The sequence below is a fragment of the uncultured Acinetobacter sp. genome, from assembly GCF_947624825.1.
GTDB lineage: Bacteria > Pseudomonadota > Gammaproteobacteria > Pseudomonadales > Moraxellaceae > Acinetobacter.
In genome coordinates, this window is record NZ_CANQLZ010000017.1 from 1 (window position 1) to 14,710 (window position 14,710).

11 protein-coding genes and 1 pseudogene are annotated in these 14,710 nt (G+C 40.6%); 6 read left to right on the forward strand and 6 right to left on the reverse strand.

Features of this window, described 5'->3' with window-relative positions; translation table 11 throughout:
- Nucleotides 1-75: 75 nt before the first annotated feature.
- From Q0017_RS05535 to Q0017_RS05560, 6 genes and pseudogenes are all read left to right on the forward strand, one after another.
- Nucleotides 76-1,785 (forward strand): annotated as a pseudogene (locus Q0017_RS05535) (type I restriction endonuclease subunit R); the annotation flags it as partial.
- A gap of 389 nt (nucleotides 1,786-2,174) precedes the next feature.
- On the forward strand, nucleotides 2,175-3,434 hold the full coding sequence (locus Q0017_RS05540) for a sensor histidine kinase KdpD (protein WP_298143880.1): 1,260 nt from the start codon (nucleotides 2,175-2,177) through the stop codon (nucleotides 3,432-3,434).
- Nucleotides 3,435-3,506: 72 nt separating this feature from the next.
- A complete protein-coding gene (glnE, locus tag Q0017_RS05545; RefSeq protein ID WP_298143883.1) occupies nucleotides 3,507-6,269 on the forward strand; it encodes a bifunctional [glutamate--ammonia ligase]-adenylyl-L-tyrosine phosphorylase/[glutamate--ammonia-ligase] adenylyltransferase in 2,763 nt (920 codons plus the stop codon).
- Between the two features lie 18 nt (nucleotides 6,270-6,287).
- The gene (locus tag Q0017_RS05550; protein WP_298143886.1) at nucleotides 6,288-7,214 is read left to right on the forward strand and encodes a branched-chain amino acid transaminase; all 927 of its coding nucleotides are present in this window, start codon (nucleotides 6,288-6,290) and stop codon (nucleotides 7,212-7,214) included.
- 70 nt (nucleotides 7,215-7,284) lie between these two features.
- A complete protein-coding gene (locus tag Q0017_RS05555) occupies nucleotides 7,285-8,172 on the forward strand; it encodes an ELM1/GtrOC1 family putative glycosyltransferase (RefSeq protein ID WP_298143889.1) in 888 nt (295 codons plus the stop codon).
- A 2-nt stretch (nucleotides 8,173-8,174) separates the two neighbouring features.
- Nucleotides 8,175-8,759 (forward strand): YrbL family protein, encoded by a 585-nt coding sequence (locus Q0017_RS05560; protein WP_298143892.1) that lies wholly within the window; start codon nucleotides 8,175-8,177, stop codon nucleotides 8,757-8,759.
- A 6-nt stretch (nucleotides 8,760-8,765) separates the two neighbouring features.
- Here Q0017_RS05560 and Q0017_RS05565 read toward each other — a convergent pair whose 3' ends face one another.
- From Q0017_RS05565 to Q0017_RS05590, 6 genes are all read right to left on the reverse strand, one after another.
- On the reverse strand, nucleotides 8,766-9,422 hold the full coding sequence (locus Q0017_RS05565; RefSeq protein WP_298143895.1) for an SGNH/GDSL hydrolase family protein: 657 nt from the start codon (nucleotides 9,420-9,422) through the stop codon (nucleotides 8,766-8,768).
- Nucleotides 9,419-10,411 (reverse strand): hypothetical protein, encoded by a 993-nt coding sequence (locus Q0017_RS05570; protein WP_298143898.1) that lies wholly within the window; start codon nucleotides 10,409-10,411, stop codon nucleotides 9,419-9,421. Before Q0017_RS05570 ends, Q0017_RS05565 begins: the two co-directional genes overlap by 4 nt.
- A gap of 295 nt (nucleotides 10,412-10,706) precedes the next feature.
- Nucleotides 10,707-11,573, reverse strand: a complete 867-nt coding sequence (locus tag Q0017_RS05575) for a lysophospholipid acyltransferase family protein (protein WP_298143900.1) — start codon at nucleotides 11,571-11,573, stop codon at nucleotides 10,707-10,709.
- A 64-nt stretch (nucleotides 11,574-11,637) separates the two neighbouring features.
- The gene (locus Q0017_RS05580) at nucleotides 11,638-11,862 is read right to left on the reverse strand and encodes a hypothetical protein (RefSeq protein ID WP_297424064.1); all 225 of its coding nucleotides are present in this window, start codon (nucleotides 11,860-11,862) and stop codon (nucleotides 11,638-11,640) included.
- Between the two features lie 115 nt (nucleotides 11,863-11,977).
- A complete protein-coding gene (gene aspS, locus Q0017_RS05585; RefSeq protein WP_298143904.1) occupies nucleotides 11,978-13,759 on the reverse strand; it encodes an aspartate--tRNA ligase in 1,782 nt (593 codons plus the stop codon).
- Between the two features lie 155 nt (nucleotides 13,760-13,914).
- Nucleotides 13,915-14,679 carry a DUF4184 family protein gene (locus Q0017_RS05590; RefSeq protein WP_298143907.1) on the reverse strand — a complete coding sequence of 255 codons (765 nt, stop codon included), beginning with the start codon at nucleotides 14,677-14,679 and terminating at the stop codon, nucleotides 13,915-13,917.
- Nucleotides 14,680-14,710 lie beyond the last annotated feature (31 nt).

Sequence of the window (14,710 nt, forward strand, 5' to 3'; positions counted from 1 at the left end):
ACTATGATAAGATTAACCCGTTAGGTCAGGTGGCTTAACTTAAATAAAAAAGTCTCCGACAAACCCGGTACGGTTCAGGCCGTTGAAGATGGTGCAACCGTTCGAATCTTTTATGAGAGCCGGTTGGCCAAGATTGCCATTAGTGAGGAAGGCAAAGAGCTGATCGAAGACTTTGACGATCAGTTTAGTGAAGACGACTTAAACCAAACTCAAAAAGAGCGTGCGAAGTGGGCACGAGTAGAAGGGCTGATTGGCAGTAAAGAGCGTATCAAAGCCATTGCTCAAGATATCGTAGAGCACTTTGAACAACGACTGAAAGCCAATGCCAACCAAGGTAAAGGCATGATCGTCGCTATGTCACGTCGTATTGCTGTTGATTTGTATAACGAGATTATCAAGCTCAAACCTGAATGGCATAGCGATGACTTGAATGATGGTGTCATTAAAGTCGTGATGACAGCCAATGCCTCTGATGGTGCGGTGATTGCCAAACATCACACCACCAAGCAACAACGCCAAATTCTAGCTAATCGCATGAAAGACAACGATGACAAGCTCAAGCTCGTGATTGTACGTGATATGTGGCTGACTGGTTTCGATGCGCCAAGTATGCACACGCTTTACATCGACAAACCAATGAAAGGTCATAACCTCATGCAAGCGATTGCACGAGTGAACCGTGTCTATAAGGACAAGGTTGGTGGTTTGGTTGTTGATTACTTGGGTATTGCATCAGACCTTAAAGAAGCTCTATCGTTCTACTCTGAAGCGGGAGGTAAAGGTGATCCTGCATTGGTACAGGACGAAGCTGCAACCATTCTGCAAGAGAAGCTTGAGGTGATTGATGGCATTATGCATGGCTTCAATTATCAAGAATACTTCACAGCAAATACCTCTCGTAAGCTCAACATCATTCTTGAAGCAGAAGAACACATCTTAGGTGTAGACCAAGGGGAAGGTAAGACTCGCTTTCTGACAGCAGTTGCAGCGATGTCACAGGCATTTGCTTTAGCAGTACCACATCCTCATGCCATGGAAGCAGCACCTGTTGTTGCATTCTTCCAAGCTGTGAAAGCACGTCTAGCTAAGTTTAGTGATGGTTCAGGCAAGATCTCAGGCATGAGTAATACAGAGCTTGAAGCCAAGGTCAAACAAACCATTGACCAAGCACTTGTCACCGAACAAGTGGTGGACATCTTTGATGCAGCGGGAATCCAAAAGCCAGACATCTCCATCCTCTCAGATGAGTTTATGCAGGAGATGAAAGGCTATAAACACAAGAACATTGCCCTAGAAACATTGAAGAAGCTCCTGAGTGATGAAATCAAGGTACGTGAACAACGTAGTGTTACTCAAGGCAAGAAACTCATGGATATGCTGAAGTCAGCCATTAAGGGTTATCAGAATAAGGTACTGACAGCAGCTCAAGTGATTGATGAACTGATCAAGTTAGCAAAAGCCATCCAAGAGTCAGACAACCTCGCCAAAGAGCTTAACCTCACTGAGTACGAATATGCGTTCTACTCAGCAGTTGCTGAAAATGATAGTGCACGAGAGTTGATGCAAAAGGAGATTCTCAGAGAGTTAGCTGTGGTCCTCACAGAATCCATTCGTAAAAATGTCACATTGGATTGGACCATTAAAGAAGCTGCAAGAGCCAAGCTTAGAGTTATTGTGAAGCGATTGCTCAAGAAGTATGGCTATCCACCTGACATGGCTTTGTTAGCTACAGAGACTGTGCTTGAACAAGCTGAGCAATTGGCAGAAGAACTGTCAAACACATAGCTGTAAGTGGCTGTTTTTGATAGGTGATTTCGGCAAATGAGTCCCTGAATGAGTACCTGTAATGTGGTACACTAAAAAAGTGCTAGTGAAATCAAAGAGATGACGTGTCGGTTCGAGTCCGACCCTCGGGACCAAAATTCTAGAAGACCCCAAACTGGTATTAAAGGTTTGGGGTTTTTTTATGTCTTGTGTTTTAGGTTACATCAAACTTACAAAGCTGTGTGTTTTTAAGCTTTTATTTTCAATTTGTTGCAAGTCAAGGCAATCGGCAAGAATTATGTTAAATATTATATGGTTTTTGTTATTGTAATTTTAAGCAATAGCGTGCTAAATATAAGAAAATTTAGTCAATTTTTCTTATAAAAAGAAAAACTGCTGAGGCTGAGAATATGGAACTCAAATTATTAGAAATTGGCTCACAAACTGAGCAGCTCAGTGCTTGTAAACTCTCTTTGCTTTTAGGGGTATTTACCCAAGAAAATCGTATTGCAGATTTTTTAAAGTTTGCGCGTAGTATGTTGCAAACCGATTACGCTATTTTGGCTTTTAAAGGCGAGCCTTATATTTGGTTTTCATCCGATGAAGGCTGTAAACCGTTTTTGACCGAAGCAGATGCACGAGTGAATCGCTTTTTTGATGAGCATGATTTGATTACGCCACAGAGCGAAATTTATGCCGAAGTTTCAGCCTATATGCAAAGTTTAGGTATGTATCATGCGCGTATGTTGGCAGTAGATTTATGCGACAGTGCCGATTCTGTTGGACATGTATATTTGTTTGATCAACATAGCGCCGAATTTGACCCTAAAAGCATTATTATTGTGCGTGAGTTTATTCAAAGCTTAATGGGGATTATTCGTCTGCGTTTAGAAAATGCCGAGCTTAAAGAAGAATTTGAACAACAAGCGGCTCTTAATTTTAGTAAAACCAAATTTTTCCAAATTATTGCCCATGATTTACGCGCCCCTTTTCATGGCTTATTGGGGTTTTCTGAAATCTTAGCCAAAGAGCGTAACACCTTGGATGAAAAAGGCATTCAAGACATCAGTGAATATGTGTTTGACACAGCGCAATCGACTTATAATTTACTGGAAAATCTGCTGAATTGGGCCATGTCTGAAGGTGGACGTTTTGTCTATCATCCTATTAATTTTGAACTGCAACAATCGGTTAAAATTGTCAGTAATGTCTTGTCTAGTTTGGCTTTGCAAAAAAATATTCAACTCATCAATACAGTTGAGCCAACAATTAAAGTCTATGCTGACATTAATATGATTACCTCGGTGATTCAAAATCTAGTTTCTAATGCACTAAAATTTACCCATACCGATGGCACAGGCAAAGTGATTATACGCGCTGAGCAGGACAAAGATCAGGTGCATATTTATATTCAAGATACCGGTTTGGGGATGACCAAAGCTCAAATTGAGAATTTATTTGAGCCTAAAATTACCATTAGTCGCCAAGGGACATTAGGTGAAAAAGGCACAGGCTTAGGTTTGGTGTTGTGTAAGCGTTTTATTGATCTAAACCAAGGACAGATTTGCGTGACCTCTAAAGAGGGTGAGGGTACCTTATTTAAAGTCAGTTTACCGGCGGCAAGTCAAGCGCATAAAGCCTTAGAGAAGCAAGCACATTCAAGTGTATAAATAAAAAGGTTTTCTATTGGTCAAGCTTACTGTTATAACAGAGAAAACCCAAAGGCTTGAGAACACCTAAGAATGAATCACGCACAGTTAACCAAGACTTTACGCGCCAGTCAGTATGCTGAACAAGTCCTGAGTATGCACGCCGATCTGCTGCATGACGATTATGCACTTGACCAATTTTTAGGTGGCTTAAGCACAGCCAATATTTATGCATTTGTTGCACAAACCCTCACCGATGTAAGCGATGAAAACACATGGATGCGCCGTTTACGCCATTTACGTGCACGTTTAATGTTTCGTTGGATTTGGCAAGATGCCAATCAACTTACCGATGTAGTGACCCTCACCCGAGAACTGTCGGATTTTGCTGATGCGACCATTTGTGCTGCCAAAGATTTTGCCTTAGCACCTTTAGTGGCTAAATATGGTCAACCCATGGGCTATAACGGCAAAGTCCAAGACTTAATTGTGATTGCCATGGGTAAACTTGGCGCACAAGAGTTAAATTTATCCAGTGATATTGATCTGATTTTTGCCTTTGATGAGCAAGGTGAAACCCAAGGTGGACGTAAATCCATAGATGTGCAGCAATTTTGTATTTTGTGGGGACAAAAGCTGATTTATTTACTTGATCACATCACCGCAGATGGTTTTGTTTTTCGAGTTGATATGCGTTTGCGTCCATGGGGCGATGGTTCGGCATTGGCGATTAGCCACGTTGCTCTTGAAAAATACTTAATTCAGCATGGGCGCGAATGGGAGCGTTATGCATGGATCAAAGCCCGTATTGTCAATCCAAGCTCTGAAGGTGATGAGTTAATGGACATGACGCGTCCTTTCGTGTTTCGCAAGTATGTGGACTACACCGCTTTTGAAGCCATGCGTGAAATGAAAAGCATGATTGAGCGCGAAGTAGCACGACGTAATATTGAAGATGATATTAAGTTGGGTGCCGGTGGTATTCGCGAAGTTGAGTTTATTGTCCAAGTCTTTCAATTGATTTACGGCGGTTATCGCTTAGAACTACAAGATCGCCAATGTTTGGTCAGTTTAAGTCATTTAGATGATGCCGAGTTGCTAGATGAACAAGCGGTGATGGATTTAGAAGATGCTTATTTATTCTTGCGCCGTGTTGAACATGCTATTCAAGCCTTAAATGATCAACAAACCCAATCCTTACCGACAGAGCCTGATCTACGTGCGCGTATGTTTGAAACATTAGGCTTTGATAGTTGGTCAGCATTTTTAGATTGTTTAAATGCTAAACGTGCCAAAGTGGTGTATCAATTTGAGCATTTAATCAAAGAAAAAGAAACAGATAGCGCAGTTGAAAGTCTAAGCCAACTTGAACAGCGCTTGTATCCGGTTTTAGATGACAATGCCAAAAATTTAGTGCATGAATTTTGGAATGGACACGCTTTAAAAAAATTACCTGCCAAAGCCATTCAACGGCTAAAAACTTTTTGGCCACATTTAATTGAAGCAGTGTTGCACTCAGATCACCCACAAGTGGCTTTGGTAAGGTTAATGCCACTCTTAGAGTCGGTGATGCGTCGTACTGTGTATCTAGTCATGTTGATTGAGAGTAAAGGGGCCTTACAGCGTCTAGTTAAAATGGCGAGTGTCAGTCCATGGATTTGTGAAGAACTGACCCATTATCCGGTGTTGTTGGACGAATTTTTATCTATGGATTTTGAGTTGCCCAAACGTCAAGATTTAGAAGATTCGTTGCGCCAACAATTGCTACGTATTGAAATTGATCAAGTTGAAGATCAAATGCGCGTGTTGCGCTTATTTAAAAAATCCAATGTATTGACGGTTGCTGCAAGTGATGTCTTGGCTGAAAGCCCATTAATGAAAGTGTCTGACGCTTTAACGGATATTGCTGAAGTTTCAGTGAAAGCCACCTTGCACTTGGCTTATCAAATAGTGGCAAAAAAACACGGTTATCCAATTGATTTACAGGGCAGACGTTGCTCGCTCGATCACATTGCATTTACTGTAATTGGCTATGGCAAAGTCGGTGGTATTGAACTCGGTTATGGCTCAGATCTAGATTTAGTGTTTATCCATGCCATGGACGAACAAGCCGACACCGATGGTAAAAAAGCAATTAGCGGTTTTGAATTTGCCATGCGCGTGGCACAAAAATTTATGTCACTGATGACCACGCAAACTTTAGATGGTCGGGTGTATGAAATTGACACGCGGTTACGCCCATCTGGTGAAGCAGGTTTATTGGTCACCAGTTTTAAAGCTTTTGAGCAGTATCAGTTTAAAAGTGCATGGGTGTGGGAGCATCAAGCCTTGGTACGTGCCCGCTCAATTGCAGGTGAGAAGAGCCTCTGCCAAGACTTTGAACAGCTGCGCTGTCGGATTTTAACCCAAGTGCGCGATGAAGGCATGGTGCGTGACGAAGTGATAAAAATGCGTCAAAAAATGAAAGCCCATTTGGGTTCTTCTAAAGAGCAACAAAAAGATGGAATTTTTCATTTAAAACAGGATGCAGGTGGTATCGTAGATATAGAATTTATGGCACAGTATGCGGTATTAGCATGGAGTGGGTCGAATCCCGATCTCGCCCATTACTCCGACAACGTACGAATCCTTGAGGATGCCGCAAAAACAGGTTGCTTATCCAGCAGCGATGCGACAGCATTGATTCAAGCTTATCTTCGTGAACGCGCCGAGAGCCATCGTTTAGCACTTGCAAATCAATCCATGCAAGTTAATGCGCACGATTGGCATGATACCCGAGAGGTCGTTTGCAAGTTATGGCAAAGATTAATTGATCCAAATGCAGTGTGTGCGTTGGATAAAAATGACTGTGTATAACAATTTGGAGTGTGTGTCATGAATTTGGCTGATCGTGATGGTTTTATTTGGCAAGATGGACAATTAGTTGATTGGCGTGAGGCAAAAACTCACGTACTCACACATACCTTGCATTACAGTATGGGTGTGTTTGAAGGTGTCCGTGCCTATGAAACCCCAAATGGAACGGCTATTTTCCGTTTAAAGGAACACACCAAGCGTTTACTAAATTCTGCAAAAATCTATCAAATGAAAGTTCCATTTGATCAAGCAGCATTAGAACAAGCTCAAATTGATGTGGTTCGTGAAAATAAATTGGCGTCTTGCTATTTACGTCCAATTATCTTCATTGGTTCAGAAAAATTAGGTATTGCAGCAACAGACAATACGATTCATGCTGTGGTTGCAGCGTGGAGCTGGGGCACGTATTTAGGTGAAGAAGCGATGGAGAAAGGTATTCGTGTAAAAACCTCTTCATTTACGCACCATCATCCAAACGTGACCATGTGTAAAGCCAAAGCTTCAGGTAACTACACGCTGTCTATTCTGGCACACCAAGAAGTGGCGCATTCAGGTTATGACGAAGCGATGTTACTTGATCCACAAGGCTACGTATGCCAAGGTTCAGGCGAAAACGTATTCTTAGTACGTGATGGCGTAATTCATACGCCAGATGTGGCAGGTGGTGCATTAGACGGTATTACCCGTCAAACCATTATGACTATTGCCAAAGACTTAGGTTATGAGGTGATTGAGCGCCGTATTACCCGTGATGAGTTCTACATCGCTGATGAAGCATTCTTTACAGGTACAGCAGCAGAAGTTACCCCAATTCGTGAATACGATGACCGTCAAATTGGTGAAGGTGTGCGTGGTCCAATCACAACACAAATCCAAAAAGCCTACTTTGATGCGGTACAAGGCAAAGATCCAAAATATGCACACTGGTTAACTTACGTAAAATAAGCCAATCAGGTAGTATGCGAGGCGAAACGAAAGTTTCGCCTTTTTTATTGTGCTTTAAGTGGGTTAAAACATGCATATTGTTTATGTGACGGATGGAAAAGCTGGGCATCGTTCTCAAGCCCTCGGTTTATATCAGGCGATGCAACGCTTGAGTCAACACGCGGTGAGCTTTGAAGAAGTACCGGCTGAATCTTTGTCGCGTTTTAACTTGTTTTTAGCGCGTGGGCATCAAAAGCATCTTTTAATTCAACAAAAACCCGATTATATTTTTAGTGTTGGAAGTGCTACACAACTCAAGGCATTATTGCTTGGGCAAGTTTTTCCAAAAGCCAAAACTGTGGTTTTGATGAAGCCTAAATTTCCACTACAGTGGTTTGATTATGTAATTGTACCTCAACATGATGGTCTAGCCGAGCAAGACAATGTGATTGTGACACAAGGTGCATTAAACCCGATTGTGAATGAAAAGCATCATCAGAAAAAACGTATTTTAATTGCTTTAGGTGGCGCATCTAAACGCCATCAATGGAGCGATGCTAAGGTGTTACAAGCGATTGAGAAAATTGTACAAGACAACAAAAAATCTGAAATTGTGGTAACAACATCGCGCCGTACCCCAAAAGATTTTTTATCAAGCCTACATGAAAAAACTTTTGCCAAAAATCTGCAAATTTTTCCTGTAGAGGACACGCCACAAGGTTGGATTTTTGAGCAAATGCAATTGGCTGAAGCGGTTTGGGTCACCGATGATAGTATTTCTATGCTGTATGAGGCACTCAGTGCAGGCTGTAAAGTGGGTGTGATTGAGATTGATCGTTTAAAGCAAGATCGAATTACTAAATCTGTGGACTTGCTACTGCAGGATCGACGCGTGAAAGTGGCGACACGTTTAAGTGAACTTTATCCCGCGACCCAATTTGCTGAAGCAGATCGTGTTGTTGCTCAAGTGGTGAAATAAACATGCATATTGACTCAAACCAAATTGAATATTTAGGCCGTGGTGCCAATCGCTACACGATTGTACATCCTGAGAATAAAGCGCGCTGTTTAAAGCTGCCTACTGATGGAACACAAGGGGCAAACCTCAATCAGCTTGAATATCAAGCCTATCAACAGCTTGCCGCTCGAGCATTGCAAAGTGATGCGTTTTTTGTGGAGTGCTATGGGCTTGTGGATACCAATTTAGGACAGGCCTTAGAAGTCGAACGGCTTTTTTTACCCAATCAGCAACCTGCGCTGAGCTTGCATCAATGGCTGCAAGATAAAAGCTTACAGCAAGCGTATCCAGTGAATGTCATTGTTGCGATGATTGAGCAATTTACAGCGTATTTAATTGCCAATGACCTACCAATTTTTGATTTAAATAGCGGTAATTTGATGTTGTGTGAACATCAAGATCAATTGGCTTTAAAATATGTAGATGTGAAATCTTTATTAGAATCTAAGGAGATTCTGCCCATTTCACGTTGGTTTAAAGGATTGATGCATCGTAAGGTCAAACGTCGAGCAGAGCGCCTAAAACAGCGAATTTTAAGCGCTCAATAACACGATTTAGGCAGCTTTATGTGCCTGATAGGCTGCCACAAGACGTTGCGTGACTTCTGCATAACCTTCAAAATTGAGATGGGTTTTATCTAAGTACAAGCTATCGCGGCGTGCATGGAAATAGTCATAGTATTTCACACGAATCACATGGCTATAGTCTGCGGCAATCTGATCTAAAATAGTATTGTAGTGCACAATATCCACGTTACGATCTTCCTGCTGCTTAGGCAGTGTATCCATTAAAAAAATCACACTATTTTTTGAATTTTCAATAATATAGCGTAGATTTTTTTCGTATAGGGCAGGCGAGGTTACATGGTCTAAACCCAAAAGCTGAGTGAGCCCCAGTTTTCTTGCCCACTTTTTATATTTCTTCACCAACTTACGTCCCCATTTACGTAGGACGTTATTCGGGTAATACAGTACGTAAGGCGCGTATTTAAAACCACGCCAAGAGTCAGTTAAACCCACTGATAAAGTAATAATGTCATGATTTTCGTAGAAATCTTGATAAAGATTGACGATCTCGCGTGAAGTGGCCATGGTATGGCCTAGATTTTTGACTTCGGCATTCAGTGCTTGGGCAAAGTGTTCAGGGAAGGCATTATATTTACATGCTTGAACGCCAAGTGTATTGCAATCGCCTAAAGCTAAAATCTTCATTGAACATCTACCATTTGATAATTTTGGGCTTGATAATGCTGATAAACTAGGCTAAGTTCCTTTTGTTTTTCAGGCATAATCATGGATACATCGGGTCTAAAGATCGTCACGGGAATATCATATAACTGATGCAAGGTATCCGCTGCAGTAGAGCGAATACTGTACAGTCGCTCCGGACGGTAGCCTAAACCAAGTAGGCTATATTCTAAAATTGTCGGCAATACCACAATACGAAAATCGTAACGCTTTGCAAGGGTTTCTAGATAATCTAGATCTTCATGGCGGTGCGGTAAGTAAACTTTTTCGCGCGTATCATGCTGACACATCAGCGCAATAATCTTTTCAAAATCCCCAGCACTTAAAGTATCACTCACCAATTTAGAACCAATAATAAAGCTTTGTGCTTGCGTGGTTAAACGCTGATTTTTTTGTTTTAGGCACTGATAATCATTGTGAATAAAATGTGGAACCTGCGTAGCAATCTGCGGGTAAATTGAAAAAAAAGTAGCTTGATAGATGAAGCTTAAATCGGTTTTTTTACCTAATAATGCATCTAGAAAGCGCGTAGCTTCATTTTTGCGCTTACCAGAGAAGAAATCCTTCACAACGCGTAAGGTACGATTACCATCATCAACAATCACCACATGTTTGGGTTTTAGAGTATTAATACAATGTGCAGAAATATTGCGAAATAAGCCTGCATATAGCGTGTCTACAGTACCAAATTGTGTAAGTAATGCATTTTTTTTTTTTTGATTGAATAACTTATCTGATGATGAAATATAATCAATCGTATGGTATTGATCAAAGCTATTTTGCGATAAAATATAGTCAACTTGTGCTTTATTTTTTGGATTGCCCTTATCAATAAATAATAAAATATTGTTGTCATTTTTGTGAAAACGATTCTTAGCTTCTAAAACATTAAACAATTGAAATGGGGTAAACACAATAAATAAGTTGGTTTTCATAGGAACAACACGGGTCATGTTAGAAAGCGTGAACTACAGCACATCACACGTTTAAAGATGTAAAAAACTGAGACAAGCCTGTACTTCGCTTATAAGAGCAATTACGATTTTGCACATACACGCATTTGGTGTTTGAATAAACTTAGCTGCATTTTAGAAGCATCAAGAAATTAAAAAACTCTATCTTTACAAGTTTTTAAGCACCAAATAGATGATGGCTGTGTATCATATTATGCCATTCTTCATATTTAATCACAACGCATAAGTACAGGTACCTAATTTTGTATTAAGTTAAGGCATGATAGCAAATCACTTACATCGATTTATACAAATATGGATGGTTTGGCATATGGCGAAAACGTTTATATGACCAAATATATTGTTCTGGGGCTTGGTTAATCATCTGTTCCATATTTTGGTTTAAAACCGTTACAGAGCGATATAAATCTGCACCAGCAATGTCGCTATGCATTTTTTGGCAGACAATTTTAAAACCATCTTTTTGGCGAATACAGCTTAAACCCAAGACATGCGATTGGGTTTTCTGTGCCAATTTAGACACCAAGGTGGTACATAAAATTTCTTGTCCAAAAAATTGTGCATAGATTCCACCTGACGGTTTAGGCAAATGATCAGGCAAGATCATGGTTAAACCGCCTTGCTTTAAGTGTTTGAATATTGCAGCTACACCGGTTTTATCTGTGGCAACCAAATTGGCTTTAAAGTTTTGTCGTGCTTTAAAAATAAAGCGATCTACCGCTTTATTTTTGTTGGGTTTATACATAATCATGGGTTCGGTATATTCATTCACCCAAGCATTAAGTAATTCCCAACAGCCAAAATGGGTAAGTACCAAAATGACACCTTTGTCATCTTTTAAAGCTTGTTTGAGTAATTCCTCACCTTCAACAGTGTGAATGAGACTCAAACTATAATCTTTAGGCATACCCCAACATTTGACTGACTCAACATAAGTATAGAGTTGGTTGGTTAAACTACGTCTTAAGAGGCTTTTTTGCTCATCCTTAGAGAGTTCTGGATAGACCAATTGAAGGTTAGTTCGAGTAATATTTTTAAAAGAAGAGGGTAGGAGATATAAAAGTACTGATAAGCAATTGGCAAGCATATACAGCCAAGCTAATGGTAATTTAGCCACGACTGTTAAAAAAATATAGAGCATAAAAATAAAATATAAATAAAGAGGAGAAAAAATAAAGCCTTTGAAGTAAAGGCTTTAGAAGATATTAGTTTTTATACTTGTCTGGGTTGCCCTTCAGAACCATATAAATGATAGCAACAAAAATTACAAATGCACCTGCGATACTACTTACGCAAAAATACAAAATACGCTCATTGGTGTCCAAACTAAATAAGTTGTTGGCCAAGATATAGCGCATAAATAACCATTGTACGACTGAAAAAACAATCAGCATAATGCTTTTATTACGAACAGCAGGACGCATAGCCATTGCTTGCTTACCCTAAAATTAAACTCAAGCTATTATGCCACCGTTAAGCTTGACTCTCAATGATACAAAAAAAGCCCTGCATGAGCAGGGCTTTTTAGGTTGAATCTAGAATAGATTATTCTTGAGATTCAGCTTTTGGTTTTTCGCGTAAACGAATACCTAAATCACGCAATTGATTAGATTCAACTGGTGCAGGTGCTTGCGTTAACGGACATTCAGCAGTTTTGGTTTTCGGGAACGCAATCACGTCACGAATAGAAGCACCACCAGTCATTAACATGACTAAACGGTCAAGACCAAATGCTAAACCACCGTGCGGAGGCGCGCCATAACGTAATGCGTTTAATAAGAAGCTGAATTTTTCTTCTGCTTCTTCTTCATTAATACCTAAAGCTTCAAAAATTGCTTTTTGCATTTCTAGGTTATGAATACGCAGTGAACCACCACCGATTTCAGTACCATTGAGTACCATATCGTAAGCAACTGAAAGTGCTTCACCTGGATTGTTCTTCACTTCTTCTACGCTTGATTTTGGTAGCGTGAATGGGTGATGCACAGACGTCCAACCATTATCAGTTTCTTCAAACATTGGGAAGTCAACCACCCAAAGCGGTGCCCACTCGCATGTAGAAAGGTTCATGTCATGACCGATTTTCACACGAAGTGCGCCCATCGCATCATTTACAATTTTCGCTTTGTCCGCACCGAAGAATACGATGTCGCCGTTCTCTGCACCCACGCGTTTTAATAGATCAAGTACGATTGGCTCGATGAATTTCACGATTGGAGATTGAAGACCTTCAATGCCTTTTTCAAGTTCGTTGACTTTGATGTAAGCCAAACCGCGTGCACCATAGATGCCTACAAATTTGGTGTATTCATCAATGGCAGAACGTGGCAGTGAACCTGCACCCGGTACACGTAAAGCAACAATACGACCTTTAGGATCTTTAGCAGGACCTGCAAACACTTTAAACTCAACGTCTTGCATTAAATCTGCAACGTCTACAAGTTTTAAAGGAATACGCATGTCTGGTTTGTCAGACGCATAGTCACGCATTGCGTCGTTGTAAGTCATACGTGGGAATTTATCAAACTCAACATTAAGAAGTTCTTTAAACATCTTAACAGTTAAAGTTTCCATTAAATCCATGATGTCATCGTCACTCATGAACGATGTTTCAACGTCGATTTGCGTGAATTCTGGCTGACGATCGGCACGTAAGTCTTCATCACGGAAACATTTCGCGATTTGGTAGTAACGATCAATACCGCCCACCATCAACAACTGTTTGAATAGCTGTGGAGATTGTGGAAGTGCGTAGAAGCTACCGTTAGATACACGACTTGGCACTAAGTAGTCACGCGCGCCTTCAGGAGTGGCACGGGTTAAAATTGGTGTTTCTACATCCAAGAAACCGTTGTCTTCGAAGTAGTTACGAATAAGGTTAGTTAATTTAGAACGGAAACGTAAACGCTCTAACATTTCTGGACGACGAATGTCCAAGAAACGATATTTCAAACGAATTTCTTCTGAAATATTGGTATTTTCATCATTGAGTGGGAATGGTGGTGTTTCTGATTGAGCAAGAACTTCAATTTCTTTACCCAATACTTCGATTTGACCACTCACCATATTGGCATTTTCTGTGCCTTCATAACGGCGACGTACACGACCTGTGATTTTTAATACGAATTCTGAACGTACTTTATCTGCAGTTTCAAATGCTTCTGGTGTATCAGGATCGATCACCACTTGCACTAGACCATCACGGTCACGCATGTCTAGGAAAATTACACCACCGTGGTCACGGCGACGGTGTACCCAACCGCATAAAGTTACTGTTTGGTCGATTTGTGCTTCGGTTAAAGAACCGCAGTAATGAGTTCGCATCATGGCGTATAAAATCCAACTATATGGGTTACAAAAAAGCTACTACGTAAACAGCGTATGCTTTTATTCAAAGTCTAGGATTATGCCTATTTGCAACTGCCCTCACAAGAACTACAAGCAAAAACAGCAGCAAATTCACAAAAAGCCAAGCAATTGCTTTATTTTGCCGAAGAAAATTGCTGCCAAAGCGCAATGCAAGTCAAAGCGAGTGTTTCACTCAACAAAAACGCTTGGCTAAATTCATTAAAGCCACGTCCTAGAAAATAATACGGTTCACCCACTACAGTTGACCATTCAAAGGATGCAAAATAGCCCCATGTCCAAGCACTTGCAGTCAACAAAGCCACAATAATACTCAGCCAAATGCTGCTTTTTATGCGCATTGTGGCAACCGCTTCAGTGCGATGTTTTTGGCAATATATGTAAATCCAATACACTAAAAAGGGTAAGGCAACAGCCGAGCTAGTGATTTGTAATATAAAATGCAAAGGGTAGTGCATGCCAAAAGCGTGAATAGGTTGACTTAAAAAATCATGTAACACCAAAGTGCGAAAGTCGACATGGGTCAAGCCATCCCAAACAATATGTGTGGCATTACCTAAGATTAAAGCCAATATGACCAAAACAGTAAAACGTAGCCATTGTTTAACATTTTTAATAGGTAGGGGATGGGCAAGGTCTAAAAGTTGGTACAGCATCGGACGATACAACACATACCACAGGCTACAAAAAGCTAAACCAATCATTAAATTGGGGTAAAGTTGACCTGACCACAGATGTGAGATTTTGCCCGAATCGGTTGTAAACATCCGATACATATCTGGCAGCATACAGCCAATGGCCAGTGCAGCAAGTGGTAAGTGACCGCGACTTAAGCGTGATATAACCGGTGTAAGAACGGCATGCGATAAAGTAAAAGGCATGAATGGCTTAAATAAGACGATTTTGATAAAT

Excerpts from the sequence above, each read along its gene's own strand:
- Q0017_RS05575 (WP_298143900.1), bottom strand. The coding sequence starts at position 11,573 with ATGCTCTATATTTTTTTAACAGTCGTGGCTAAATTACCATTAGCTTGG.
- Q0017_RS05570 (WP_298143898.1), bottom strand. The coding sequence starts at position 10,411 with ATGACCCGTGTTGTTCCTATGAAAACCAACTTATTTATTGTGTTTACC.
- Q0017_RS05555 (WP_298143889.1), top strand. The coding sequence starts at position 7,285 with ATGCATATTGTTTATGTGACGGATGGAAAAGCTGGGCATCGTTCTCAA.
- Q0017_RS05540 (WP_298143880.1), top strand. The coding sequence starts at position 2,175 with ATGGAACTCAAATTATTAGAAATTGGCTCACAAACTGAGCAGCTCAGT.
- glnE (WP_298143883.1), top strand. The coding sequence starts at position 3,507 with ATGAATCACGCACAGTTAACCAAGACTTTACGCGCCAGTCAGTATGCT.
- Q0017_RS05580 (WP_297424064.1), bottom strand. The coding sequence starts at position 11,862 with ATGGCTATGCGTCCTGCTGTTCGTAATAAAAGCATTATGCTGATTGTT.
- aspS (WP_298143904.1), bottom strand. The coding sequence starts at position 13,759 with ATGATGCGAACTCATTACTGCGGTTCTTTAACCGAAGCACAAATCGAC.
- Q0017_RS05550 (WP_298143886.1), top strand. The coding sequence starts at position 6,288 with ATGAATTTGGCTGATCGTGATGGTTTTATTTGGCAAGATGGACAATTA.
- Q0017_RS05560 (WP_298143892.1), top strand. The coding sequence starts at position 8,175 with ATGCATATTGACTCAAACCAAATTGAATATTTAGGCCGTGGTGCCAAT.
- Q0017_RS05590 (WP_298143907.1), bottom strand. The coding sequence starts at position 14,679 with ATGCCTTTTACTTTATCGCATGCCGTTCTTACACCGGTTATATCACGC.
- Q0017_RS05565 (WP_298143895.1), bottom strand. The coding sequence starts at position 9,422 with ATGAAGATTTTAGCTTTAGGCGATTGCAATACACTTGGCGTTCAAGCA.